The sequence below is a fragment of the Pantoea sp. CFCC18179 genome (assembly GCF_059412405.1).
This window is the reverse complement of record NZ_JBNBPM010000009.1, coordinates 77,385-101,386: the sequence shown is the minus strand read 5'-3', so window position 1 is coordinate 101,386 and position 24,002 is coordinate 77,385. Positions and strand designations below refer to the sequence as shown.

The following is a 24,002-nucleotide window of genomic DNA, read 5'->3' as shown; positions in this document are numbered from 1 at the left end:
CGATTCGCATCGCCCCTTTTTCTCATTCCTCGCGCCGATTAAACAGCGGTCTGGAAGATCACCGTATCCGCTTTGTCAGTGTATTGACCCAGCTGATCAAAGTTAAGGTAACGGTAAGTGTCTGCCGCGGTCTTATCTACCTGCAACATGAACTGCTGATACTCGTCCGGCGTTGGCAGTTTGCCCAACAGCGAAGCCACCGCCGCCAGCTCTGCTGATGCCAGGAAGACGTTGGCGCCGGTACCAAGACGGTTCGGGAAGTTACGGGTTGAGGTAGAAACGACCGTCGCGCCATCTGCCACACGCGCCTGGTTACCCATGCACAGTGAACAGCCCGGAATCTCGATACGCGCACCGCTCTTACCAAAGACGCTGTAATAGCCTTCTTCGGTCAACTGTGCGGCATCCATTTTGGTTGGTGGCGCAACCCACAAGCGGGTTGGCAACTGACCTTTATGCGCATCCAGCAATTTACCGGCCGCACGGAAGTGACCAATGTTGGTCATGCACGAACCGATGAACACTTCGTCGATCTTCTCGCCCTGCACGTCAGACAACCAACGCGCGTCGTCTGGATCGTTCGGTGCACAAAGAATTGGCTCTTTGATTTCTGCCAGATCGATATCGATCACCGCCGCGTACTCCGCGTCCGCATCGCCTTCCAGCAGTTGCGGATCGGCCAGCCATTTTTCCATGCCCTGAATACGACGTTCCAGCGTACGACGATCGCCGTAGCCTTCCGAGATCATCCACTTCAGCAGCACGATGTTCGAGTTGAGATACTCGATGATCGGCTCTTTATCCAGTTTGATGGTACAACCGGCAGCAGAACGCTCAGCAGAGGCATCGGTCAGTTCGAACGCCTGCTCAACTTTCAGTTTCGGCAGACCTTCAATTTCCAGCACGCGGCCAGAGAAGATGTTTTTCTTACCTTTCTTCTCAACGGTCAGCAGGCCAGCTTTGATGGCGTACAGCGGAATTGCGTGCACCAGATCGCGCAGTGTGATGCCCGGCTGCATTTCGCCTTTGAAGCGCACCAGCACTGATTCCGGCATATCCAACGGCATAACGCCAGTCGCAGCAGCAAAGGCGACCAGACCCGAACCCGCCGGGAACGAAATACCGATTGGGAAACGGGTGTGCGAGTCACCGCCAGTACCCACGGTATCCGGCAGCAGCATGCGGTTCAGCCAGCTGTGAATAACGCCATCGCCCGGACGCAGCGAAACGCCGCCACGGTTCATGATGAAGTCAGGCAGCGTGTGATGGGTGGTCACGTCAACCGGCTTTGGATACGCCGCGGTGTGACAGAATGACTGCATCACCAGATCGGCCGAGAAGCCCAAGCACGCCAGGTCTTTCAGTTCATCGCGGGTCATTGGACCGGTGGTATCCTGAGAACCAACCGAGGTCATTTTCGGTTCGCAGTAAGCGCCCGGACGGACACCTTCTACGCCGCACGCGCGACCAACCATTTTCTGCGCCAGTGAATAACCACGGCTGCTGGCTGCGACGTCTTTGGCTTGCACGAACACATCGCTGTGCGGCAGACCCAGCGATTCGCGCGCTTTGGTGGTCAAGCCACGGCCGATGATCAGTGGAATACGACCGCCCGCCCGCACTTCATCCAACAGCACGTCGGTTTTCAGTTCGAAGGTCGCCAGTACTTCATCAGTTTCGTGATTACGCACTTCGCCTTTGTACGGGTAAACGTCGATCACATCGCCCATGTTCAGACGATCAACATCCAGCTCGATTGGCAGTGCGCCAGCATCTTCCATGGTGTTGAAGAAGATCGGCGCGATTTTACCGCCCAGGCACAAACCGCCGCCCTTTTTGTTTGGCACGTATGGAATGTCATCGCCCATAAACCACAGCACCGAGTTGGTGGCAGATTTACGTGAAGAACCGGTTCCGACTACGTCACCGACGTAAGTCAGCGGGAAGCCTTTTTGTTGCAGTGCTTCGATCTGTTTGATCGGGCCAATGTTACCAGCATCGTCGGGTTCGATGCCTTCACGGGCGTTTTTCAGCATCGCCAACGCGTGCAGTGGAATATCCGGACGTGACCATGCATCCGGCGCCGGAGAGAGGTCGTCGGTGTTGGTTTCGCCGGTCACTTTGAACACGGTGGTGGTGATTTTTTCAGCCAGTTTTGGACGTTTCAGGAACCATTCGGCATCGGCCCAGGACTGGATGATTTTTTTCGCGTGTGGGTTACCCGCTTTTGATTTCTCTTCGACATCGTAGAAGTTATCGAACATCAGCAGCGTGTGAGACAGGGCTTCAGCGGCAATTGGGGCTAAGGCTTCATCATCAAGCGCTTCAATCAACGCGTGGATGTTATATCCGCCCTGCATGGTGCCCAGCAGCTCAACGGCTTTTTCGCGAGTAACCAGAGGAGAGTGGGCTTCGCCCTTAGTGACAGCTGCCAGGAAACCGGCTTTTACGTAAGCCGCTTCATCAACACCTGGTGGAACACGATTGACCAACAGGTCGGTAAGGAATTCTTCTTCACCCGCTGGCGGGTTTTTTAGCAGTTCAACCAGCGCGGCCATCTGGGAAGCATCTAACGGCTTAGGTACGATTCCCTGGGCAGCACGCTCGGCAACGTGCTTACGGTATTCTTCTAGCACGACGTTCTCCTCGCTCTCATTGTATAGCTTTCCGGTACACCCCTTGATGCTGTCAAACAGTAGGGTGAGGTGCCCGGTTCCGCGTGGGGCAGCATAGCAGCATTTCGGCTGATTGTTAATCCGTTTACAAAAAAGCAACATCCGCGCGATTTTTAGCAGCTTTCACTGGCTTATGAGCTGCGTCACATAAAAAAGCAGGCCGATTCAGCCTGCTTGTTGCATGAGCGAGGTGAAAATCTTTAACGATCGACCAGCACAAACTCGCTGTCGTTATAGCGTTCGCCGTGAATATTTTGTGCGCTGAATAGCGTATCCAGCGTCGCAACATCGGCTGCATGTAATGTTAAATCAGCCGCCGCGCAGTTCTGTTCCAGATGCGCAATCTTGCTGGCGCCAGGAATTGGCACAATAAACTGCCCTTTCGCCAGCACCCACGCTAACGCTAGCTGCGCGGCGGTGGCATCATAACCTGTAGCCATCTCAGTAAGCTGATTCACTAACTTCTGGTTATGCGCCTGCGCATCTTGCTGGAAGCGTGGCAGATAACGGCGGAAATCATCGTCAGCTAACGTGGCGGCAGCCGGGAATTTGCCGGTTAAGAAGCCGCGTCCTAACGGGCTGTAAGGCACAAAGCCCACGTTCAATTCACGACAGGTTGCCAGAATCTCCTGCTCAGGATCGCGTGACCACAATGAGTATTCGCTTTGTAACGCTGAAATCGGGTGAACCGCATGTGCACGGCGCAACGTGGCCGCAGAGACTTCAGACAAGCCGAGATACTTCACCTTCCCTTCGCGCACCAAATCGGCCATTACGCCGACCACCTCTTCGATCGGCACCGCCGGATCGAGACGATGCTGATACAACAGCTCAATGGTCTCAACACCGAGTCGCTGCAACGATCCTTCCACCGCGCGGCGAATGTGCGCCGGGTCGCTGTTTACGCCAGTAATGCGCTCCCACCCTTCGCCGTGATCGGTAATACGAAAGCCAAACTTGGTCGCCACCTTGATATCACTGCACCCTTTTATCGCTTTAGCCAGCAAGCTTTCGTTGGTGAAAGGGCCATACACTTCCGCAGTATCGAGAAAATTTACCCCGATATCGAACGCGCGTGCCAGCGTTTCCAGCGCCTGCTTTTCATCATTTTTCCCATAGGCGAAGCTCATGCCCATGCAGCCTAATCCCAGCGCCGAAACCTGTAATCCCTGATTGCCTAATTGACGTTGTTGCATTGTTTTATCCTCTTCGCTGTTGATGTTAATGTTATAAACCTCATCAATAGCCGCAACAATTGAGGCATTCTTGCCGATTTAGTGAGTAAAACTCAGCAATGAATAAATACCGCGCATCCATGCAGGAACTGGAAATGTTTGCCGCCATCGCGCAGCACTTGAGCTTTCGCAAAGCGGCGGAGGAGCGCAATGTCACGCCTTCAAGCCTGAGCCACGCCATGCGCCATTTCGAAGCGCGACTAGGCGTGCGATTGCTCAATCGCACCACGCGCAAAGTGGCGCTGACCGAAGCGGGCGAACGCTTTTTGCAACGCATTCAACCGGCGCTGGCGGACTTGTCACAAGCGGTGGATGAACTCAACGACTGGCGCAGCGATCCGCGTGGCGTACTGCGCATCAGCATGCCGCGTTCGGCCGAAGCGTTGTTCTTTGATTCGCTGATCCTGCCGTTTTTGCAGCGCTATCCTGAGATCACACTGGAGATCGATAGCAACGATTCACTGCTGGATATTGTTGAGGCTGGCTATGATGCCGGCGTGCGCTACGGCGATGTGCTGGCGCAGGATATGGTGGCCGTTCCCTTTGGTGCACCGATGCGCGCGCTGGCGGTGGCAAGCCCAGCGTTTATTGCGCAGCATGGCGTACCCGCTGTTCCCGCCGAACTGCTGCAATTTCCCTGCATTGAACGACGCTTCCCCAGCGGACGCCGTTATCGCTGGGAATTCTGGCAAGAGGGCCGCAAGCAGGAAGTGGCGGTAAAAGGTGCGCTGGTGTTGGATAACAACGAACGTATATTACAAGCGGCACTTGCCAGCATGGGCATTGCGTTTCTGCATCAAGGTACGGTTAACGATAATTTAGCGCGCGGGGAATTAGTGGAAATCCTGGCGGAATATACCCAAGTGGAAGAAGGATTCTGGCTTTATTATCCCAGCCGGAAATATCTTTCTGCGCCATTACGGCATTTTATTGATTGGCTTAAGGAAACTAAAAACTAATTAATTCTTCATTTAAAAATAAGCACTAAAACAAACCAATCGCAGAAATCATTAAATTTTAAATAATTATAAAATTAAGATGAAATAAAGAAATTAAAGCGTAGACTGCCTGCGGGCGCTTGAGGCAACTTGCTTCAAGCTGAAAAAATTGAGGTAGGTTGTGGAGAGCGGAAACCGTGCAGTTAACTTTCATTAACCGCACGGGCAAGCGAACTACCCTACACGTGAGAAATGTCAGGGTAGTCGCTTGCTCGTGCTAACGCAAGGAGTAAGTAACTATGAAGTCAATATTCAGCAAGCTGATTATCAGCGGGCTCATTCTATTAGGTTTGTGTCTGGTTAATCGCAGTTCATTATGTGAATTACGTTTTCGGATACTCACTGCTGAATTATCGGCTGTAATGGCTTACGAAGTCCGACAGTAAAACTTCATTAGCGGGAGTTCGCTCCCGCTATTCCGGCATGACTCATCAAGTAGCTCACGCGCCTTTTTTACTTGTTTATTTAAATATAACCCGTAATAAAAAACGGCTCCTTAAAGGAGCCGTTAATTTTATTCAACGCGGAAACTTATTTCTTTTTCGCTTTCGCGTTTGGCAGGTCGGTAATGCTACCTTCGAACACTTCCGCTGCCAGACCAACCGATTCATGCAGCGTTGGGTGCGCGTGAATGGTCAGTGCGATATCTTCGGCATCACAGCCCATTTCAATCGCCAGACCAATTTCACCCAGCAGCTCGCCGCCGTTGGTGCCGACAATCGCACCACCGATAACACGGTGAGTCTCTTTGTCGAAAATCAGTTTGGTCATACCGTCCGCACAATCAGAAGCGATAGCACGGCCTGAAGCTGCCCACGGGAAGGTGGAAACTTCGTAGCTGATGCCTTTCTCTTTGGCTTCTTTCTCGGTCAGACCTACCCAGGCAACCTCTGGCTCGGTGTAAGCAATCGATGGGATCACTTTCGGGTCGAAGTAGTGCTTCAGACCAGAGATCACTTCCGCCGCTACGTGGCCTTCGTGCACACCTTTGTGCGCCAGCATTGGCTGACCCACGATGTCACCGATAGCATAGATGTGCGGTACGTTGGTGCGCATCTGCTTGTCGACGCGGATGAAGCCGCGATCGTCCACTTCCACGCCCGCTTTACCGGCATCCAAACCTTTACCGTTTGGTACGCGACCAATAGCGACCAGCACCGCGTCGTAACGCTGAGCTTCAGCAGGCGCTTTTTTGCCTTCCATGGATACGTAGATACCATCGTCTTTCGCTTCAACGGCGGTGACTTTGGTTTCCAGCATCAGGTTGAATTTCTTGCTGATACGCTTGGTGAAGACTTTCACCACGTCTTTGTCAGCGGCCGGGATAACCTGGTCGAACATCTCAACCACGTCGATCTCTGAACCCAGCGCTTTGTATACGGTCGCCATTTCCAGACCGATGATACCGCCGCCCATAACCAGCAGACGCTTAGGCACTTCTTTCAGTTCCAGCGCATCGGTAGAGTCCCACACGCGCGGATCGTTGTGTGGAATGAATGGCAGTTCAATTGGACGAGAACCGGCTGCGATGATCGCGTTATCGAAGTTGATGGTGGTCGCGCCGCCTTCACCTTCAACCACCAGCGTGTTAGCACCGGTGAATTTGCCGAGGCCAGTCACAACTTTCACTTTACGACCTTTCGCCATACCCGCGAGGCCGCCAGTGAGTTGCGTAACCACTTTCTCTTTCCAGCTACGAATCTTGTTGATGTCAGTTTGCGGCTGGCCGAACACGATGCCGTGCTCTTCCAGGGCTTTTGCTTCGTCGATGACTTTCGCGACGTGCAGCAGCGCTTTTGACGGGATACAGCCTACGTTCAGACAAACACCACCGAGGGTGCTGTAACGCTCAACGATTACGGTTTCCAGACCTAAATCAGCGCAACGGAAGGCTGCAGAGTAACCTGCAGGACCTGCCCCAAGTACCACGACTTGAGTTTTAATCTCTGTACTCATCATGACCTCTTATTAGATTACCGGCGGTCAGAAGCAAGCTTTTCCCAAGCTCTGGATGCCCTATATCCACCGGGACATTTCACCGCAAGAGTTTACAGAATTGTTAATAAACTGCCAACCGCGGCAACATTGAATGCTTACAACAAGGCCGGCATTTGCCGGCCTTGATTAACTTCACATCACCAGACGGCGGATGTCGGACAGTGTGTTGTTGATGATGGTGATAAAGCGCGCACCATCAGCACCGTCGATCACGCGGTGGTCGAAGGAGAGTGAGATTGGCATCATCAGACGCGGTTCAAACTCTTTACCGTTCCACACCGGCTCCATCGCTGACTTAGAAACACCGAGAATCGCCACTTCTGGCGCATTGACGATCGGCGCAAAGTGCGTCGTGCCGAGGCCGCCAAGGCTAGAGATGGTGAAGCAACCGCCCTGCATGTCGCCAGCAGTCAGTTTGCCATCACGGGCTTTCTTCGAGATCGCCATTAATTCGCGCGACAGTTCAGTGATGCCTTTCTTGTTCACATCTTTGAACACTGGAACCACCAGACCGTTTGGCGTATCAACCGCCACACCGATGTTGATGTATTTCTTCAGCGTCAGTTTCTGTGCATCTTCAGACAGTGAACTGTTGAAGCGTGGCATCTGCTCAAGCGCAGCGGCAACGGCTTTCATGATGAACACCACTGGCGTGAATTTCACATCCAGTTTGCGTTTCTCCGCTTCGGCATTCTGCTGTTTGCGGAACGCTTCCAGATCGGTGATATCGGTTTTGTCGAAGTGCGTAACGTGTGGGATGACGACCCAGTTACGGCTCAGGTTAGCACCGGAAATTTTCTGGATGCGGCCCAGTTCCACTTCTTCGATTTCGCCGAACTTGCTGAAGTCCACTTTCGGCCAAGGCAACAGACCTGGCAGGCTTCCGCCGCTGGCCGCTGCAGCCGGTGCCGCTTCAGCGCGTTTCACCGCATCTTTCACGTAAGTCTGCACGTCTTCTTTCAGGATGCGACCTTTACGGCCGGTGCCTTTGACTTTCGCCAGGTTTACACCGAACTCGCGCGCCAGGCGACGAATCACCGGCGTCGCGTGAACGTAAGCATCGTTCTCAGCGAACTCACCTTTCGCTTCAGCTTTCGCTGGCGCTGGAGCCGCTGCTGCCGCAGGTTTAGCTGCTGCTGGAGCCGCTTCCTGTTTCGCCGCTGGAGCCGCAGCAGGCGCTGCACCTTCCACTTCGAATACCATGATTAGCGAGCCGGTATTCACTTTATCGCCGGTTGAGATTTTGATCTCTTTAACCACGCCAGCGAACGGTGCAGGCACTTCCATTGACGCTTTGTCGCCTTCAACCACGATCAGTGATTGTTCAGCAGTGACTTTGTCGCCTACTTTGACCAGCACTTCGGTAACTTCAACTTCATCACCGCCGATGTCTGGCACATTGACGTCTTTCGCGCCAGCTGCCGCAGGTGCAGCTGCTGGAGCGGCTTCCTGCTTGGCTTCTGGAGCGGCAGCAGCAGGCGCTGCGCCTTCTGCTTCGAACACCATGATCAGTGAGCCGGTATTCACTTTATCGCCGGTCGCGATCTTGATCTCTTTCACCACACCGGCAAACGGTGCAGGCACTTCCATTGAAGCTTTGTCGCCTTCAACGGTGATCAGCGATTGCTCAGCGGCAACGGTGTCGCCCACTTTGACCAGAATCTCGGTGACTTCCACTTCGTCGCCGCCGATGTCTGGCACGTTCACGTCTTTGCTGACCGCAGCCGCAGCAGGCGCCGGAGCGGCTTCTGCTTGCTTCTCAGCGGCTGGCGCAGGTGCAGCTTCTGCCGCACCTTCAGCTTCAAAGATCATGATCAGTTTGCCGGTTTCTACTTTGTCACCGGTGGCGATTTTGATCTCTTTAACCACACCCGCCTGCGGCGAAGGGACTTCCATTGAGGCTTTATCGCCTTCTACGGTGATCAGCGACTGTTCAGCTTCAACTTTGTCGCCCACCTTCACCAGAATCTCGGTGACTTCAACTTCGTCTGCCCCGATGTCCGGTACGTTAATTTCGATAGCCATTACTCTCTTACCTCTTAAGCCAGACGCGGGTTAACTTTATCGGCATCGATATTGAACTTGGTGATCGCTTCGGCCACCACTTTCTTATCGATTTCGCCGCGTTTAGCCAGCTCACCCAACGCCGCCACAACCACATAAGAAGCATCCACTTCGAAGTGATGACGCAGGTTTTCGCGGCTATCAGAACGACCGAAGCCGTCGGTGCCCAGTACGCGATAATCGCTGGCTGGCACATAGCTACGAACCTGTTCTGCGAACAACTTCATGTAGTCAGTTGATGCAACCGCTGGCGCTTCGTTCATCACCTGAGCGATGTAAGGAACGCGTGGGGTCTCGGTTGGATGCAGCATGTTCCAGCGCTCACAATCCTGGCCATCACGTGCCAGTTCGGTGAACGAGGTGACGCTGTAGACATCAGAACCGATGCCGTAGTCTTTCGCCAGGATTTCAGACGCTTCACGCACGTGACGCAAGATTGAACCTGAACCCAGCAGCTGCACTTTACCTTTGCTACCTTCCACCGTTTCCAGCTTATAGATACCCTTGCGGATACCCTCTTCCGCACCCTGCGGCATCGCAGGCATGTGGTAGTTTTCGTTCAGCGTGGTGATGTAGTAGTAGATGTTCTCTTGCGCTTCGCCGTACATACGCACCAGACCATCTTGCATGATGACCGCAACTTCGTAAGCGTATGAAGGATCGTAAGAGATACAGTTCGGGATAGTCAGCGACTGAATGTGGCTGTGACCATCTTCGTGCTGCAAGCCTTCGCCGTTCAGCGTAGTACGACCGGAAGTCCCGCCGACGAGGAAGCCGCGCGCCTGCTGGTCGCCCGCCAACCACATCAGATCGCCGATGCGCTGGAAGCCGAACATCGAGTAATAGATGTAGAACGGAATCATCGGCAGGTTGTTGGTGCTGTAAGAGGTCGCCGCAGCCAGCCAGGATGAACCTGCGCCCAGCTCGTTGATCCCTTCCTGCAGAATCTGGCCTTTTTCGTCTTCTTTATAGTAAGCAACCTGCTCGCGGTCCTGCGGGGTGTACTGCTGACCGTTCGGGCTGTAGATACCAATCTGACGGAACAGACCTTCCATACCAAAGGTACGCGCTTCATCGGCGAGGATCGGAACCAGACGATCTTTGATCGACTTGTTCTTCAGCATCACGTTCAGGGCACGCACGAAGGCGATGGTGGTTGAGATCTCTTTATTCTGCTCTTCCAACAGCGGACGGAACTCTTCCAGCGTAGGCATTTCCAGCTTCTCGCTGAACTCAGCCTGTCGCGTTGGCAGGTAGCCGCCCAACTTCTCACGCTGACCGTGCAGATAGTTGTACTCTTCCGAACCCTTCTCGAAGGTCACATATGGCAGTTCTTCAATCTTCTCATCGGCCACTGGCACATTGAAGCGATCGCGGATGTAGCGAACGCCATCCATGTTCATCTTCTTAACCTGGTGCGCGATGTTTTTACCTTCGGCAGTGTCACCCATACCATAACCTTTAATGGTATGTGCCAGAATCAGCGTAGGTTGACCTTTGGTTTCCTGCGCTTTTTTCAGTGCTGCGTAGACTTTCTTCGGATCGTGGCCGCCGCGGTTCAGGGCGAAGATCTCTTCGTCTGACCAGTCTTTCACCAGGGCTGCGGTTTCCGGATATTTACCGAAGAAGTGCTCACGCACGTACGCGCCGTTACGTGATTTGAAGGTCTGATAATCGCCGTCAACGGTTTCGTTCATCAGTTGGATCAGCTTGCCGCTGGTGTCCTGACGCAGCAGTTCATCCCAACGACCGCCCCAAATCACTTTGATCACGTTCCAGCCAGCACCGGCAAAGATGCCTTCCAGCTCGTTGATGATCTTACCGTTACCGGTGACCGGGCCATCCAGACGCTGCAAGTTACAGTTGATGATGAACACCAGGTTATCCAGCTTCTCGCGGGTTGCGATGGTGATCGCACCTTTCGATTCTGGCTCATCCATCTCGCCATCACCGAGGAAGGCATAAACGGTTTGTGCAGAGGTGTCTTTCAGACCACGGTGTTCCAGATACTTCAGGAATTTCGCCTGATAGATCGCGTTCAATGGACCCAAGCCCATTGATACGGTTGGGAACTGCCAGAAGTCCGGCATCAATTTCGGGTGCGGATAAGAAGACAGACCTTTGCCGTGGACTTCCTGACGGAAGTTGTTCATCTGCTCTTCAGTCAGACGACCTTCAAGGAAAGCACGTGAATAGATGCCTGGAGAAATGTGACCCTGGAAGTAAACCAGATCGCCGCCGTCTTTATCGCTACGCGCGCGGAAGAAGTGGTTGAAGCACACTTCATAAATGGTCGCGGAAGACTGGAAGGATGAGAGGTGACCACCCAACTCCAGATCTTTCTTCGACGCACGCAGCACCGACATGATGGCGTTCCAACGAATTGCGGAACGGATACGACGTTCAAGAGAGGTGTTGCCCGGATACTCCGGCTCATCTTCAACTGCAATAGAGTTAATGTAGTTGCTGATAGCAGAAGAACCTGCCGCAACTTTCACGCCACCTTTGCGTGCGGCACTCATTACCTGATCAATCAGATACTGCGCGCGCTCAACACCTTCTTCACGGATGACCGATTCGATCGCTTGTAGCCAATCACGAGTTTCGATCGGATCCACGTCATTCTGTAAACGTTCTGACATGGGGTGTATTCCTTATCTGTGTCTAATACGTTGAAATTATCAGGAGCCTGTCTGCTTGTGCTTTGTTTCAGATTCACAGCACAAGAAGACAGGCCCGTCGTGTTTTCCGCACGTTCGTTGCCGTGCGTTATTCCTTACGTTGCTGTAAACGACGCAGGGAGCGTTCACGACGGCTCTGCTCCCGACTTCTATCCAGCAAGATTTCCTCAATGAACGCCAGGTGACGATGAGATGCCTCGCGTGCTTGTTCTGGCTCACGAGCCACAATCGCCTCATAAATACTGGCGCGGTGACCGCTCACTTTCGCCAGCATTTCCCGGCGAGCGTAAAGCAATTCAAAATTCTGACGGACGTTCTGTTCCAGCATAGGGCCCATGGAACGCAGCAAATGAAGAAGCACCACATTATGGGCGGCTTCTGTGACAGCGATCTGATACTTCATCACTGCATCGGCTTCGGCGTCGAGATCGCCGCTGTCCTGTGCCTGCTGGATGTGAACATGGCAGTCGCGGATGCGCTGCAAATCTTCATCGGTACCCCGCAGTGCTGCGTAATAAGCAGCAACGCCTTCCAACGCGTGGCGGGTTTCCAGCAGGTCAAACTGAGATTCTGGATGTTCGGCAAGCAAGCCGACCAATGGGTCGCTCAAACTTTGCCAGAGATTTTTTTGGACGAAGGTGCCACCGCCCTGACGACGTAACAACAAGCCTTTGGCTTCCAGACTCTGAATCGCTTCGCGCAGGGATGGACGTGAGACATCAAACTGTTTCGCCAGTTCGCGCTCGGGGAGCAGTTTTTCACCCGGCTGCAGCGTCCCTTCCATAATGAGGGATTCCAGCTGCTGCTCAATCGCATCGGAGAGCTTGGGTTGGCGAATTTTACTGTAGGCCATCTTCCCTTCTTATGTGCCAAACGTCCAGAGTAAATTGGTAATACCAATTGAAAAATGGTGCCGGTAAAGTAACAAAGTATTCACCTTGTGTCTATATGGCGGCGGTCACACTTCATTAGGTGATAGCAATGGTGCCGCACTAACTCACCGGAATTTGGGTGAAAAATGTGGGCCTGCGCCAAATGTTAAAGAATTGTGTTTTTACTAAACCTTACACTGAGTTAGCTTCATGACAGCCGCATGACCATAAGTGAAAGCTATTCGTGTTTATTGTTCATTCATGGCAGAAATAACGCGAAAGGTGCGCAGTGGATGCTGCTGCTTTTTCAGTCATCTCTCAGCACAAAAAGCAAAAGCAGGTGCAAAGCGACGCGCTTATCACTATTCTGAACGCCGTGGTAGCTCATGCATGCACACAGCACGCCAGATACCGTAAAGAAAAGAATACATTAGGTAAAACAGCCTTACAGTGCGCGCACTGCAGGTGCACAATAACAACATCACGAGGTTTGTATGGAACAACAGCATGGCGACACGCTGCACCGCGGCTTAAAGAATCGCCATATTCAGCTGATTGCGCTGGGCGGAGCCGTAGGTACTGGCCTGTTTCTGGGTAGCGCATCAGTGATTAAATCGGCCGGTCCGGCCGTGATTCTGGGTTATGCGATTGCCGGTTTTATTGCCTTTCTGATTATGCGCCAACTCGGCGAAATGGTGGTTGAAGAGCCGGTTGCTGGTAGCTTCAGCCACTTTGCCTACAAGTATTGGGGCAACTTCGCTGGTTTCGCCTCGGGCTGGAACTATTGGGTACTGTATGTGCTGGTGGCGATGGCTGAATTGACCGCCGTTGGCAAGTATGTTCAGTTCTGGTGGCCCGATTTCCCGACCTGGGCAACGGCAGCCATCTTCTTTGTGCTGATCAACGCCATCAACCTGACCAACGTAAAAGTGTTTGGTGAGATGGAGTTCTGGTTCGCGATTATTAAAGTCGTCGCGGTTATCGGCATGATCCTGTTCGGCGGCTGGTTGCTGTTTAGCGGCAACGGCGGTCCACAGGCCAGCGTTAGCAATCTGTGGGACCAAGGCGGCTTCTTGCCGCACGGCATGACCGGATTGGTAATGATGATGGCGATCATTATGTTCTCGTTTGGTGGTCTGGAGCTGGTCGGTATTACAGCCGCCGAAGCCGACAATCCACAAGAGAGCATTCCAAAAGCGACCAATCAGGTGCTGTGGCGTATTCTGATTTTCTACATTGGCTCGCTGGCAGTATTGCTGTCACTGCTGCCGTGGACGCGTGTCACTGCCGATACCAGCCCGTTTGTTTTGATCTTCCATGAATTGGGCGATGCTTTCGTGGCTAACGCTTTGAACATCGTGATTCTGACGGCGGCGCTGTCGGTCTATAACAGCTGCGTGTACTGCAACAGCCGCATGCTGTTCGGCCTGGCGCAACAGGGTAACGCACCAAAAGCATTGTTGAAAGTGGACAGCCGCGGCGTGCCAGTAGCAACCATTCTGGTTTCTGCTGTAGCAACGCTGTTGTGCGTACTGATTAATTACCTGATGCCGGGTGAAGCCTTTGGTCTGCTGATGGCGCTGGTGGTTTCTGCCTTGGTCATCAACTGGGCGATGATCAGCCTGGCGCACCTGAAGTTCCGTAAGAAGAAAGACCAGCAAGGTGTTACCACGCGCTTCAAAGCGGTGCTCTATCCGTTGGGTAACTGGATTTGCCTGGTGTTCCTGGCGGGTGTGTTAGTGATTATGTTGATGACGCCTGGCATGGCGATTTCGGTATGGTTGATTCCGGTTTGGCTGGTGATTCTGGCTATCGGTTACACCATCAAAAACAAACTGCAAAAAGCTTAATCAGCTCTCTGCCCGGCACACTGCTGCCGGGCAGATTCTCTTCACTTCTCACTCACACTAACGTGCCGTAAATCGTCAACAGCGCAACCACCACCACGATCACCAACGAGATGCGTTTGGCCAATGCCACGGCAACGCGCGGTGTTTCTACTTTATCCATATGCGGATCGCGCGCCAGTGAGAACTGCGCCAGGCTAGTCAGCACCTGATATTGCGAGCGATGAATATCGCCCAATGCGGCAAACCATGCTGGTAATGCACGCTCACCGTGACCGAGCAACGCGTATGCCACGCCAGCCAGGCGCACCGGAATCCAGTCAAGAATATGCAACAGCCGATCAACGCCAGACTGCGAACGTTGCAGCGGCGAATGATGTTTCGCTAGCCAGCTCTGCCAGGCGCGCAAAAATGCATATCCCACCAGCAGCACCGGACCGTACGGCCCACCGACCACAAACCAAAACAGCGGCGCCAGATAGAAACGGAAATTAATCCATATCAGTGCATTTTGCAGTTCACGCAAAAACTCACGTTCGCTGCACTCCACTGGCACGCCGTGAATCAGCGTCAGTTCGGCGGCCATTGCTTGGTGTGCTTCATGGTCATCATGGCTGGCGGCCTTGAGATAGCGGTGGTAATGCAGCCGCACCGAACCGGCACCAATGCACAACAATCCCACCACAATCCAGAACAGTAATTGTGCCACGCCAAACAAAATGCCTTTCAGGCTCCAGACGATGAGCCAAACAATCAGCATGGCGGCCAATGTCATCACCAGCGTACGCAATAGTGAAAAGCGCTGACGATTGCGGAACAGTGGCTCCAGTCGGTGATCCAATTGCCAGTGCTCGCCCAATTTAAAAAGGCGTTCCCAACCTAGAACTAATAACAAGCTAAACAACGTCATACCTGCTCCTGCTGTATCAGGGATTCTCCTGCTTGATAGACTCTTTATAGCGCACCCAGTCGAAACAGGGGCCCGGATCGGTTTTACGATCGGGCGCTATATCGCTATGGCCGGTGATGCGCGCAGGCGTCAACGGATAATGCTGTAGCAGCAACTGCGTGACCTGCTGCAAAGTGACGTATTGTGCATCGGTAAAGGGCAGCGTATCGGTGCCTTCCAGCTCAATGCCCATCGAAAAATCGTTGCAGCCTTCACGCCCTTCAAACTGCGATACACCCGCATGCCAGGCACGCTGATCAAAAGAGACGTATTGCACCAGTTCACCGTCACGGCGGATTAAACAGTGCGCTGCAACGCGCAAATGGGCGATATCGGCAAAATAGGGATGCGCATCAGCGGGTAACGTACCGGTAAACAACCGATCAATCCACGGCCCGCCAAATTCACCCGGCGGCAAACTGATGTTATGAATAATCAACAGCGAAGGCACTTCATCATTTGGACGTTGATTAAAGTGCGGTGAAGGTACTTTACGCGCGCTGGTAATCCAGCCCTGTTCCAGTTTCATGCTGTTAAATCCTAAGCAAAATCAGGCTGAGAATAGCATGATTCAAACGCGATACTTGCGACTTAATGCGCCAACCCCACCAAGTTAAGGATACTAAACATTTCATCGCTACTAACTGGCAATAGCCGATAATTCAGGCTAAGGTGAGCGCACAAAATCTTGTCTTGTGGAGTGGTAAACCATGGCATCGCGTCGTTACGATCCCGATCATCGCCGTCAGGAACTGATTAAACGTATTGAGCAGGATATCCCCGAAGCCGTTGCCCGCGCGCTTCAGGAAGATTTAGGCGGTGAGGTGGATGCCGATCGCGACATCACTGCACAGCTGTTACCGGCAGAAAAACAGGCGGTGGCAAAAGTCATTACGCGTGAAGCCGGTGTTTTTTGTGGTAAACGCTGGGTGCAGGAAGTGTTTATCCAATTAGGCAATAAAGTGCACATCACCTGGCATGTTGAAGATGGCCAAATATTGGAGGTTGATCAGCTGCTGTTTGAGCTGGCAGGCCCGGCGCGTTTGCTACTGACGGCCGAACGAACCGCTCTCAACTTCGTGCAAACCCTCTCGGGCGTGGCAACTGAAGTCAGTCGTTATGTTGCTTTGCTGCAAGGCAGTGAAACTCAACTGCTTGATACGCGTAAAACCCTGCCAGGCCTGCGCACCGCATTGAAATATGCCGTGCTGTGCGGCGGCGGTAGCAATCACCGCTTAGGTTTATCCGACGCCTTCCTGATTAAAGAAAACCACATTATTGCCAGCGGCTCGGTTCGCAAGGCCGTGGAGAAAGCGTTGTGGCTGTCGCCTGATGTACCGGTCGAAGTAGAAGTGGAAACGCTGGCGGAGTTGCAAGATGCAATTGATGCGGGGGCTGACATCATCATGCTGGATAACTTCAGCTTCGAGATGATGCATCAAGCGGTCGCTTTGACTGCTAAGCGCGCGCTACTGGAAGTCTCTGGCAATGTCACTGAAACCACACTGCCGCAAATCGCTCAAACCGGCGTTGACTATGTCTCAGTCGGCGCGCTGACCAAACATGTCCGCGCGTTGGATTTGTCGATGCGTTTCCGCGAAATCTGATCCCTCACCGCCGCTCTAGCGCGGCGGTTTTGCGACATACCTTCCAATCTTCTGCTGTTTTCTCTGCAATCCTGACGATTCTCTTCGAGGCATTTTCCAACCTCGTTCTAAGCTGACTTCCGCTTTCCCTCGGCCTTTTCTACCGTAGCGGCTCCACAACAAGGAGTTTCACTATGGAAAGACAACGCGGTTTTACCCTGATTGAACTGATGATCGTCATTGGCATCGTCGCCATTCTTAGCGCCATCGGCCTACCGGCTTATCAAAACTATCTGCAACGTGCAGCGCTGACCGACATGCTGCAAACCATGGTGTCGTACAAAACTGCGGTTGAGCTCTGCGCCATTGAACGAGGCGGCCCCACTCAGTGTCAGGCAGGACAACGCGGCATTCCTGTGGCTAAAGGTTCACGCTACGTGGCAACGCTCAACGTGGTTAACGGCGCGATTAATCTAACCGGACAAGAAAGCCTCGTCGGTTTGACGGTGGAAATGCTGCCCGTCTGGAGCGCGACCGATGGCACATTGAGCTGGCAACGAAGTTGCACCAGCGACAACAGTAGCTTGCGCGATAGTTGTCTTGAGCAGTTCCGTTTTGCTGACAAGGATGCCAACTAATGGAAAACTCCAACACGGCATTGCAGGCGCTTTGCACACGCTATCAGGCGGTGATCTTACATCACGATGCCACACAGCTGCGAGTGGCGGTGGCTGACGCGCCCGATCCACTGCTGCTGGAAGCACTGCAATTCGCCAGTCAGTGTAAGGTCGAGGTTGAGTGCTGGCCGGCAGCACGCCTTGAGCAATTACTGCACGAACCCGATGCTGCAAGCGCGCCGCGTGAACATGCCAGTGCAGAATCGGCGATTAATGCCGTTGATCAAATATTGCGGCAAGCGATCCAGCGCCGCGCGTCGGATGCGCATTTTGAGCCGCAGCGACATGGAATACGCATACGGCTGCGCGTTGATGGTGTACTGCAAAAGTTGCCCCAACCAGTCGAAGCGCAACCTGCCGCTATCCTGGCACGCCTGAAAATTCTTGGCGGATTGGACATCGCCGAGCGTCGGTTGCCGCAGGACGGGCAATTCACGCTGGAAATCGATGGCAAACTGGCGGCCTTTCGTCTTTCGACCCTGCCGATTAGCCAGGGCGAAAAAGCTGTAGTGCGATTGCTGCAAAGTGAAAATAGTGCAATTACGCTCGATAAACTCGGCATGCCCGCGGCGCAACTGCGATTGCTAAAAAACGCACTGGCAAAACCGCAGGGTTTGATTCTGGTCACCGGGCCCACCGGCAGTGGTAAAACGTTCACGCTTTATAGCGGATTGAGCGCGCTCAATGTGCCCGAGAAGAACGTGTGCAGCGTGGAAGATCCGGTTGAGATCCCTTTGGATGGCATCAATCAAACGCAGATCCAACCACGTAGCGGACTTGATTTTAATCGCGTGCTTCGAGCGCTACTAAGACAAGATCCCGACGTCATTATGGTGGGTGAAATTCGTGATGCCGAAACCGCCAGCATTGCGGTGAAAGCCGCACAAACCGGCCATTTGGTGCTTTCTACGCTGCACACCAACTCCACCGCCGAAACACTGACGCGTTTGCGTCAAATGGACATTCCCGGTTATCTGCTTGGGCCAGCTTTGCAGTTGGTTGTAGCCCAGCGATTGGTGAGAAGATTATGTGTGCATTGCCGCCAGCCTGGGCAAGCTATCGCCCACCTTCCCAGCGAACTATGGCCAGGCACGCTGCAAACCTGGCGGGCGCCGGGGTGCGATCACTGCTTCTCCGGCTATTACGGTCGGCTGGCGCTGTTTGAAGTGCTGCCAGTCACCAGCAAATTGCAAAATGCCATTTCAGCCGATATGCCGCTGGAGCATTTGTTGACGCTCGCCAATGAACAGGGCATGAAAACGCTGCTGGCTGCGGGATTAGAAGCAGTCAGTCGCGGTGACACTTCTTTTGAAGAGATGCAGCGCGTAGTGGGGTTGGGCGATGGCTAATCTGTATCATTTTCAATGGCAGGCGCTGGATACCATGGGCGTATTGCAAAGCGGCGAATCGCTCAACGCCAATCAGGATGCGCTACTCAACCAGCTATCCGATCGTGGCATGTTGCCGGTAAGTTGGCAGCGCGGTAAATGCTGGCGCGCGCGTGACTGGAAATGGCAGCAGAAGATTGACCTGGTGAGACAACTGGCGACATTGCTGAAAGCCGGTTTGCCGCTGGCTGAAAGTTTGATATTGCTGGCGGAAGGCCATCCGCATGCAGGTTGGCGAGTTTTGCTCAAAGGTTTGCAGCGACGTGTCATTGCGGGCGAGCCATTCTCACAGGCTTTGCAGGAGTGGCCGCAAATCTTCCCGCCGCTGTTTCCGGCATTGATGCAGGTCGGTGAGTTAACCGGTCAGCTTGATGAATGCTGCCGCCAACTGGCTCAGCAGCAAAGTAAACAGCAGCATTTACGGCAGAAGGTGGTAAAAGCACTGCGCTATCCGCTATTTATTCTGCTGGTAGCATTGGCGGTAAGTGCGGGCATGCTGCTGTTTGTGCTACCGGAATTTGTCTCGGTCTATGCCAGCTTTGATGCGCCACTACCGGCGTTTACTGCCGCTGTAATGTCGTTGTCAGAGCTCCTGCAAAAAGCCGCCCTGCCATTGTCGTTAGTCAGCGCTGTTTTACTGTCAGTTGCACAACAGGCTTATCAACGATCGGTAGCATGGCAAAAACGCGCCCATCAATGGATGCTGCGCTTGCCGTTGCTATCACCATTGTGGCGTGGCGGTCAGCTCAGCCAAATTTACGCCATTCTACAACTCACGCAGCAATCCGGTTTAACTTTGTTGCAGAGTTTGCAGGCGGTTGAAGTTACCCTGGCTTCACGTCTCTGGCGTGATGCCATCATCCAATTGCAGCAGCATATTGCGGCGGGCGCACCACTGTATCAGGCATTACAACAGCACCTGCTTTTTACGCCACTGTGCGCGCAGTTAATCAGAGTGGGGGAAGAAGCCGGTGCGCTGGATGTAATGCTCGCGCGTTTGGCGGAATGGCATGAAGCGCAGACATTATCACGCGCCGATGCATTGGCGGCCTCGCTTGAACCGATGATGATGGTAGTGATTGGTGGCATTGTCGGCACATTAGTGGTTGCCATGTATCTGCCGGTATTTGGTTTGGGGGATGCCATTCGTTAACGGGCGCGCTGGATGCGCGCCCGCTTTATCTCATCAACGCGTAAAGACGCGGTTCTCTTGCTCGGCAACGCGGATAAAGGTCGTGCGTTTAGTCAGTTCTTTAAGACGCTCCGCACCAACATAAGTACAGGCGGAACGTAGGCCACCGAGGATATCTTTCACGGTATCTTCAACCGGGCCGCGCAAGGGTAAGCGGACTGTTTTACCTTCCGCTGCACGATATTGGGCTACACCGCCAACATGACGCTTCATGGCGGATTCTGAACTCATGCCGTAGAACAGCATAAATTGCTCGCCCTGCTCTTCAACGATGGTTCCCTCGCACTCATCATGTGCTGCTAGCATGCCGCCAAGCATCACGAAATCAGCGCCGCCGCCGAACGCTTTGGCGATATCGCCCGGCACCGAACAACCGCCGTCGCTGACAATTTGTCCGCCCAGGCCATGTGCCGCATCAGCGCACTCAATGACAGCAGACAGTTGTGGATAACCCACGCCGGTTTTTACACGCGTAGTGCACACTGAGCCAGGGCCAATGCCCACTTTGACGATATCCGCACCCGACAAAATCAGCTCTTCGACCATTTCACCGGTAACGACATTACCAGCGCAGATTGTTTTGCCAGGGAAGCTTTCACGGACGCGCAGCAAGAACTGTACAAAGTGCTCAGAATAGCCGTTGGCAACGTCGATGCAGATGAAGTTGAGTTGCGGCGATAACGCCAGAATAGCTGATAATTTGGTGAAATCGGATTCAGATGTGCCGGATGAGACCATCACATGTTTCAACACATTAGCTGGAACGCGCTGCACAAAGGCTTGCCAGGCTTCCACGCTGTAATGTTTGTGTACGGCGGTCAGCACATTAAAACCGGCTAACGCTTCTGCCATGGTGAAGGTGCCGACGGTATCCATGTTGGCGGCAATAACCGGTATGCCGCTCCAGCTTAGGCCTGAATGTTTGAAGGTGAAAGTACGCTCCAGCTCAACCTCGGAACGGCTTTTCAACGTGGAACGTTTAGGGCGGATCAAAACATCTTTAAAGCCCAATTTTAAATCTTCTTCAATACGCATAGCTGATTGTCCTGGTTAGTGACGACGAACCGCAGTTCGGGTAGCGCTCACGGCTCCAGTGTCGTTATCATACGCGCCATTCGTTCCGCGACAAGACTGCGAATTTCACTTTATTTAAGCTACAATCCCTTAAATTTAGCTGAGAAAACTGATTGTGATCACGCTCTCATCTTGCTGCGGTTAACGTCCGCTCACGATATAAATTTTGCGAGAACGCTATGCCTTATACCGTTGCGCTCACCGGTGGCATCGGCAGTGGAAAAACCACCATTGCCAATTCCTTCGCAGCGCTAGGCGTTGATATCATTGACGCCGACGTCATTGCCAGAGAAGTGGTTGAACCTGGAACTCCCGCGTTAAAAGCGATTGTTCAACGTCATGGAGAATCCATTTTAACGGCGGAAGGCACGCTCTATCGTGCGCGTCTGCGTGAAATTATTTTCCAGCAGCCGCAAGAGAAGAACTGGCTCAATCAACTGCTTCATCCACTCATTAACGCCCGCACCCAACAATTAAAGTTACTGGCAACCTCACCTTACGTACTTTGGGTGGTGCCGCTTTTAGTTGAAAATGGGCTGCAACATCAAGCCGATCGCGTGCTGGTGGTGGATGTCGAAGCAGATACACAATTGAAACGCACCCAACAGCGTGATGGCGTCTCATTGAGCCAGGCGAAAAATATTCTTGCCGCACAGGCCAGCCGTGAACAACGTTTGGCCTGTGCGGATGACATCATTGATAACAGCGGTACGCCGGAGCAGGCTTTATCGCACGTTGCTGAACTCCACCAGCGCTATCTCCGCCTGGCAGCAACAGGAAAGGAATAACATCATGAGTACAGTTGTTCTGTTTGAACACCCTTTGAATGAGAAGATGCGCACTTGGTTGCGCGTCGAGTATTTGTTAGAACAGCTGCATGCGACCGTGCCGGTTAACGGTTCAGTATCGGCACTAGCGGTGTTCCGCATCCTCAGCGATTTGCTGGATATTTTTGAACGCGGTGATATGCGCACCGAATTGTTGAAAGAGCACGAGCGTCAACAGCAAAAATTACGTGCATGGATGGATGTGCCTGGCGTAGATGAATTGCGCGTTAACAATTTACGCCAACAGTTGAAGCAACATTCCAGCGAATTAATGGCTGCACCACGTATGGGCCAACAACTGCGCGAAGATCGTTTGGTGGCATTGGTGCGTCAGCGTTTGAGTATTCCCGGCGGCTGTTGCAGCTTTGATTTGCCAAGCCTGCATATCTGGTTACATCAGGAACAACCAGTGCGTGATCTTCAGGTCAATGGCTGGCTGGAATCGTTGAATCCTTTGCGTAATAGCTTAACAATGATCCTCGATTTAGTGCGCCAATCAGGTGTGTTCCGCCACCAAACCAGCCTCAATGGTTTTTATCAGGACAATGCTGAAGGCTCAGATTTGCTGCGCCTGCAGTTAACGCTGGAAGATGCGTTGTATCCGCAAGTATCAGGTCACAAAAGTCGCTATGCGATTCGTTTTCTGCCGCTCGATAGCGAACGAGGCGAAGTACCCGCCCGACTGAATTTTGAATTAGCTTGTTGTTAGAGGATGTTATGCCGGAAGAAATTATTACCGTACCCTGCCCCAATTGCCGCCGCGATGTGATTTGGGATGAGTTAAGCCCATGGCGACCATTTTGCAGTAAGCGCTGTCAGTTGATTGATTTGGGTGAATGGGCCGCAGAAGAAAAACGTATTCCGAGCAGCGGCGACCAGAATGACAGTGATGACTGGAGCGAAGAGCAACAGTAATCAATTAAGGGGCGCGCAGCCCCTTAATTTAAATCTCGCCTGCCACTAAGCGGCTTATCAACGGATGATTAGCGGGTGGAAACTCATCAGCCACCAAATCCTGCTGCTCAACCCAACGTTGCGGTTGCCCTTCGCGGCCGTAAGGCTCACCGTTCCAGCCTTCAACCAGGAAGAAATGTAGGGTGACGCGCAGGTCGTCATAGCTATGATCGGCCAAGCCAATTGCCGTAGCAGCGGTTACCTCTATTCCGGTTTCTTCCATTAACTCGCGTTTGAGCGCCTGCTCGGCAGTTTCGTTTTGTTCAATTTTTCCGCCAGGAAACTCCCATTTATTCGCCATGTAGGAGCTTGCCGCACGCTGGGCAAGAAAGATTTGACGATGTGAGTTACGAATAATGCCCACCGCCACCTGCAGGTGTTTCATAAGCCAGATTCCGCTTTTAATAAATGAGCGCTGAGTGTAAATCAGACGCTTAACGATGTTAACCATCGAAATGGACGCGACGTCATCTGCTGCACAAACCTCGTCGATTAAGACATGTCGTAATGATCGCAACCGGGCATGTTGGGAATACTCGCAGCCACTTTCTTCTGCCAAACCTAATTAGCTATGGAATTCAACGAAACAACGTTTCTGGCGAAAAATACGCAAGAACAAATGCATGCGCTGCGCCATTTGGTCTTTCACGACATTCTGACATTAGACAGCGCGCAAAATACCTTAACCTGGTGGCCAGAACACAAAATCATCCCGTTAAACGAAGCACAAAAACGCTTTCTATCCTGCTTGTTGCTGCGCATCACCTCAAAACGTCAGATCATTGCCACGGTGTGGAATGAAAGTTATCCGAGCATCAGCGATAACAATTATCACCAGCTGTTATTTCAAAGCCGTGCCCTGTTTAAACGTTTTGGTTTGCCGGATGGCCTGTTGGTGACGCTGCCTTATCACGGCGTCCGTTTAAACGAAGAGAAACTGATGGCAATCACGCGCTGAATTCTGGCGCGCTGCAAAGAAAAAGGA

21 protein-coding genes are annotated in these 24,002 nt (G+C 52.9%); 11 read left to right on the top strand and 10 right to left on the bottom strand.

All coding sequences use genetic code 11. The features are described from left to right. Positions 1-38 precede the first annotated feature (38 nt). Positions 39-2,636, bottom strand: coding sequence for a bifunctional aconitate hydratase 2/2-methylisocitrate dehydratase (acnB, locus tag ACPUC7_RS17190; RefSeq protein ID WP_343553218.1), 2,598 nt, complete (start codon positions 2,634-2,636; stop codon positions 39-41). A 239-nt stretch (positions 2,637-2,875) separates the two neighbouring features. Next, positions 2,876-3,871 (bottom strand): aldo/keto reductase, encoded by a 996-nt coding sequence (locus ACPUC7_RS17185; RefSeq protein WP_494923818.1) that lies wholly within the window; start codon positions 3,869-3,871, stop codon positions 2,876-2,878. A gap of 98 nt (positions 3,872-3,969) precedes the next feature. Here ACPUC7_RS17185 and ACPUC7_RS17180 point away from each other — a divergent pair, with 98 nt between their 5' ends. Continuing rightward, on the top strand, positions 3,970-4,869 hold the full coding sequence (locus tag ACPUC7_RS17180) for a LysR family transcriptional regulator (protein WP_494923817.1): 900 nt from the start codon (positions 3,970-3,972) through the stop codon (positions 4,867-4,869). Positions 4,870-5,147: 278 nt separating this feature from the next. Continuing rightward, complete coding sequence (locus ACPUC7_RS17175) at positions 5,148-5,294, top strand: Hok/Gef family protein (RefSeq protein ID WP_154154165.1); 147 nt, start codon at positions 5,148-5,150, stop codon at positions 5,292-5,294. Between the two features lie 145 nt (positions 5,295-5,439). Here ACPUC7_RS17175 and lpdA read toward each other — a convergent pair whose 3' ends face one another. The 4 genes from lpdA to pdhR all read right to left on the bottom strand — a co-directional run bounded on the left by lpdA (position 5,440) and on the right by pdhR (position 12,504). After that, positions 5,440-6,864 carry a dihydrolipoyl dehydrogenase gene (gene lpdA / locus ACPUC7_RS17170; RefSeq protein WP_343553215.1) on the bottom strand — a complete coding sequence of 475 codons (1,425 nt, stop codon included), beginning with the start codon at positions 6,862-6,864 and terminating at the stop codon, positions 5,440-5,442. 174 nt (positions 6,865-7,038) lie between these two features. Continuing rightward, a complete protein-coding gene (aceF, locus tag ACPUC7_RS17165) occupies positions 7,039-8,931 on the bottom strand; it encodes a pyruvate dehydrogenase complex dihydrolipoyllysine-residue acetyltransferase (RefSeq protein WP_494923816.1) in 1,893 nt (630 codons plus the stop codon). Between the two features lie 14 nt (positions 8,932-8,945). After that, positions 8,946-11,612, bottom strand: a complete 2,667-nt coding sequence (gene aceE / locus ACPUC7_RS17160; RefSeq protein ID WP_494923815.1) for a pyruvate dehydrogenase (acetyl-transferring), homodimeric type — start codon at positions 11,610-11,612, stop codon at positions 8,946-8,948. Between the two features lie 127 nt (positions 11,613-11,739). Further along, the gene (gene pdhR / locus ACPUC7_RS17155; RefSeq protein ID WP_008108566.1) at positions 11,740-12,504 is read right to left on the bottom strand and encodes a pyruvate dehydrogenase complex transcriptional repressor PdhR; all 765 of its coding nucleotides are present in this window, start codon (positions 12,502-12,504) and stop codon (positions 11,740-11,742) included. Positions 12,505-13,017: 513 nt separating this feature from the next. Between pdhR and aroP the strand changes: the two genes are divergently transcribed. Then, a complete protein-coding gene (aroP, locus tag ACPUC7_RS17150; protein ID WP_343554651.1) occupies positions 13,018-14,373 on the top strand; it encodes an aromatic amino acid transporter AroP in 1,356 nt (451 codons plus the stop codon). Positions 14,374-14,425: 52 nt separating this feature from the next. Here the strand turns inward: aroP and ampE are convergent, their stop codons facing one another. Both ampE and ampD read right to left on the bottom strand, forming a co-directional pair. Then, the gene (gene ampE / locus ACPUC7_RS17145) at positions 14,426-15,280 is read right to left on the bottom strand and encodes a beta-lactamase regulator AmpE (protein ID WP_494923814.1); all 855 of its coding nucleotides are present in this window, start codon (positions 15,278-15,280) and stop codon (positions 14,426-14,428) included. Between the two features lie 16 nt (positions 15,281-15,296). Next, positions 15,297-15,848 (bottom strand): 1,6-anhydro-N-acetylmuramyl-L-alanine amidase AmpD, encoded by a 552-nt coding sequence (ampD, locus tag ACPUC7_RS17140; RefSeq protein WP_343554649.1) that lies wholly within the window; start codon positions 15,846-15,848, stop codon positions 15,297-15,299. 181 nt (positions 15,849-16,029) lie between these two features. Here ampD and nadC point away from each other — a divergent pair, with 181 nt between their 5' ends. The 4 genes from nadC to hofC all read left to right on the top strand — a co-directional run bounded on the left by nadC (position 16,030) and on the right by hofC (position 20,123). Then, positions 16,030-16,926, top strand: coding sequence for a carboxylating nicotinate-nucleotide diphosphorylase (nadC, locus tag ACPUC7_RS17135; RefSeq protein ID WP_494923813.1), 897 nt, complete (start codon positions 16,030-16,032; stop codon positions 16,924-16,926). Positions 16,927-17,099: 173 nt separating this feature from the next. Further along, positions 17,100-17,543 (top strand): prepilin peptidase-dependent pilin, encoded by a 444-nt coding sequence (gene ppdD, locus ACPUC7_RS17130; RefSeq protein WP_494923812.1) that lies wholly within the window; start codon positions 17,100-17,102, stop codon positions 17,541-17,543. After that, positions 17,543-18,931 carry a type II secretion system protein GspE gene (gene gspE, locus ACPUC7_RS17125; protein ID WP_494923811.1) on the top strand — a complete coding sequence of 463 codons (1,389 nt, stop codon included), beginning with the start codon at positions 17,543-17,545 and terminating at the stop codon, positions 18,929-18,931. Before ppdD ends, gspE begins: the two co-directional genes overlap by 1 nt. Beyond that, positions 18,924-20,123 carry a protein transport protein HofC gene (hofC, locus tag ACPUC7_RS17120; protein ID WP_494923810.1) on the top strand — a complete coding sequence of 400 codons (1,200 nt, stop codon included), beginning with the start codon at positions 18,924-18,926 and terminating at the stop codon, positions 20,121-20,123. The genes gspE and hofC overlap by 8 nt, the downstream gene beginning before the upstream one ends. A gap of 33 nt (positions 20,124-20,156) precedes the next feature. Here hofC and ACPUC7_RS17115 read toward each other — a convergent pair whose 3' ends face one another. Further along, a complete protein-coding gene (locus ACPUC7_RS17115) occupies positions 20,157-21,197 on the bottom strand; it encodes a GMP reductase (protein WP_343554644.1) in 1,041 nt (346 codons plus the stop codon). Positions 21,198-21,415: 218 nt separating this feature from the next. Here ACPUC7_RS17115 and coaE point away from each other — a divergent pair, with 218 nt between their 5' ends. The 3 genes from coaE to yacG are packed head-to-tail and all read left to right on the top strand — an operon-like array spanning position 21,416 to position 22,978. Next, positions 21,416-22,024 carry a dephospho-CoA kinase gene (coaE, locus tag ACPUC7_RS17110; protein WP_494923809.1) on the top strand — a complete coding sequence of 203 codons (609 nt, stop codon included), beginning with the start codon at positions 21,416-21,418 and terminating at the stop codon, positions 22,022-22,024. 4 nt (positions 22,025-22,028) lie between these two features. Next, on the top strand, positions 22,029-22,772 hold the full coding sequence (gene zapD, locus ACPUC7_RS17105) for a cell division protein ZapD (protein WP_494923808.1): 744 nt from the start codon (positions 22,029-22,031) through the stop codon (positions 22,770-22,772). Between the two features lie 8 nt (positions 22,773-22,780). Further along, positions 22,781-22,978 (top strand): DNA gyrase inhibitor YacG, encoded by a 198-nt coding sequence (gene yacG, locus ACPUC7_RS17100; RefSeq protein ID WP_343554641.1) that lies wholly within the window; start codon positions 22,781-22,783, stop codon positions 22,976-22,978. A 28-nt stretch (positions 22,979-23,006) separates the two neighbouring features. On the opposite strand, the gene mutT is transcribed toward yacG, so the two are convergent. Beyond that, entirely contained in the window at positions 23,007-23,402 is a 396-nt protein-coding gene (gene mutT, locus ACPUC7_RS17095) for an 8-oxo-dGTP diphosphatase MutT (RefSeq protein WP_494923807.1), read from the bottom strand. A 186-nt stretch (positions 23,403-23,588) separates the two neighbouring features. On the opposite strand from mutT, the gene ACPUC7_RS17090 reads away from it, so the two are divergent. Continuing rightward, positions 23,589-23,975 carry a winged helix-turn-helix domain-containing protein gene (locus ACPUC7_RS17090; RefSeq protein ID WP_494923806.1) on the top strand — a complete coding sequence of 129 codons (387 nt, stop codon included), beginning with the start codon at positions 23,589-23,591 and terminating at the stop codon, positions 23,973-23,975. Positions 23,976-24,002 lie beyond the last annotated feature (27 nt).

Excerpts from the sequence above, each read along its gene's own strand:
- aceE (WP_494923815.1), bottom strand. The coding sequence starts at position 11,612 with ATGTCAGAACGTTTACAGAATGACGTGGATCCGATCGAAACTCGTGAT.
- aceF (WP_494923816.1), bottom strand. The coding sequence starts at position 8,931 with ATGGCTATCGAAATTAACGTACCGGACATCGGGGCAGACGAAGTTGAA.
- ACPUC7_RS17180 (WP_494923817.1), top strand. The coding sequence starts at position 3,970 with ATGAATAAATACCGCGCATCCATGCAGGAACTGGAAATGTTTGCCGCC.
- yacG (WP_343554641.1), top strand. The coding sequence starts at position 22,781 with ATGCCGGAAGAAATTATTACCGTACCCTGCCCCAATTGCCGCCGCGAT.
- lpdA (WP_343553215.1), bottom strand. The coding sequence starts at position 6,864 with ATGAGTACAGAGATTAAAACTCAAGTCGTGGTACTTGGGGCAGGTCCT.
- ACPUC7_RS17185 (WP_494923818.1), bottom strand. The coding sequence starts at position 3,871 with ATGCAACAACGTCAATTAGGCAATCAGGGATTACAGGTTTCGGCGCTG.
- ampD (WP_343554649.1), bottom strand. The coding sequence starts at position 15,848 with ATGAAACTGGAACAGGGCTGGATTACCAGCGCGCGTAAAGTACCTTCA.
- zapD (WP_494923808.1), top strand. The coding sequence starts at position 22,029 with ATGAGTACAGTTGTTCTGTTTGAACACCCTTTGAATGAGAAGATGCGC.
- ampE (WP_494923814.1), bottom strand. The coding sequence starts at position 15,280 with ATGACGTTGTTTAGCTTGTTATTAGTTCTAGGTTGGGAACGCCTTTTT.
- aroP (WP_343554651.1), top strand. The coding sequence starts at position 13,018 with ATGGAACAACAGCATGGCGACACGCTGCACCGCGGCTTAAAGAATCGC.
- nadC (WP_494923813.1), top strand. The coding sequence starts at position 16,030 with ATGGCATCGCGTCGTTACGATCCCGATCATCGCCGTCAGGAACTGATT.
- gspE (WP_494923811.1), top strand. The coding sequence starts at position 17,543 with ATGGAAAACTCCAACACGGCATTGCAGGCGCTTTGCACACGCTATCAG.
- ACPUC7_RS17090 (WP_494923806.1), top strand. The coding sequence starts at position 23,589 with ATGGAATTCAACGAAACAACGTTTCTGGCGAAAAATACGCAAGAACAA.
- ACPUC7_RS17115 (WP_343554644.1), bottom strand. The coding sequence starts at position 21,197 with ATGCGTATTGAAGAAGATTTAAAATTGGGCTTTAAAGATGTTTTGATC.
- pdhR (WP_008108566.1), bottom strand. The coding sequence starts at position 12,504 with ATGGCCTACAGTAAAATTCGCCAACCCAAGCTCTCCGATGCGATTGAG.
- ppdD (WP_494923812.1), top strand. The coding sequence starts at position 17,100 with ATGGAAAGACAACGCGGTTTTACCCTGATTGAACTGATGATCGTCATT.
- mutT (WP_494923807.1), bottom strand. The coding sequence starts at position 23,402 with ATGAAACACCTGCAGGTGGCGGTGGGCATTATTCGTAACTCACATCGT.
- ACPUC7_RS17175 (WP_154154165.1), top strand. The coding sequence starts at position 5,148 with ATGAAGTCAATATTCAGCAAGCTGATTATCAGCGGGCTCATTCTATTA.
- coaE (WP_494923809.1), top strand. The coding sequence starts at position 21,416 with ATGCCTTATACCGTTGCGCTCACCGGTGGCATCGGCAGTGGAAAAACC.
- hofC (WP_494923810.1), top strand. The coding sequence starts at position 18,924 with ATGGCTAATCTGTATCATTTTCAATGGCAGGCGCTGGATACCATGGGC.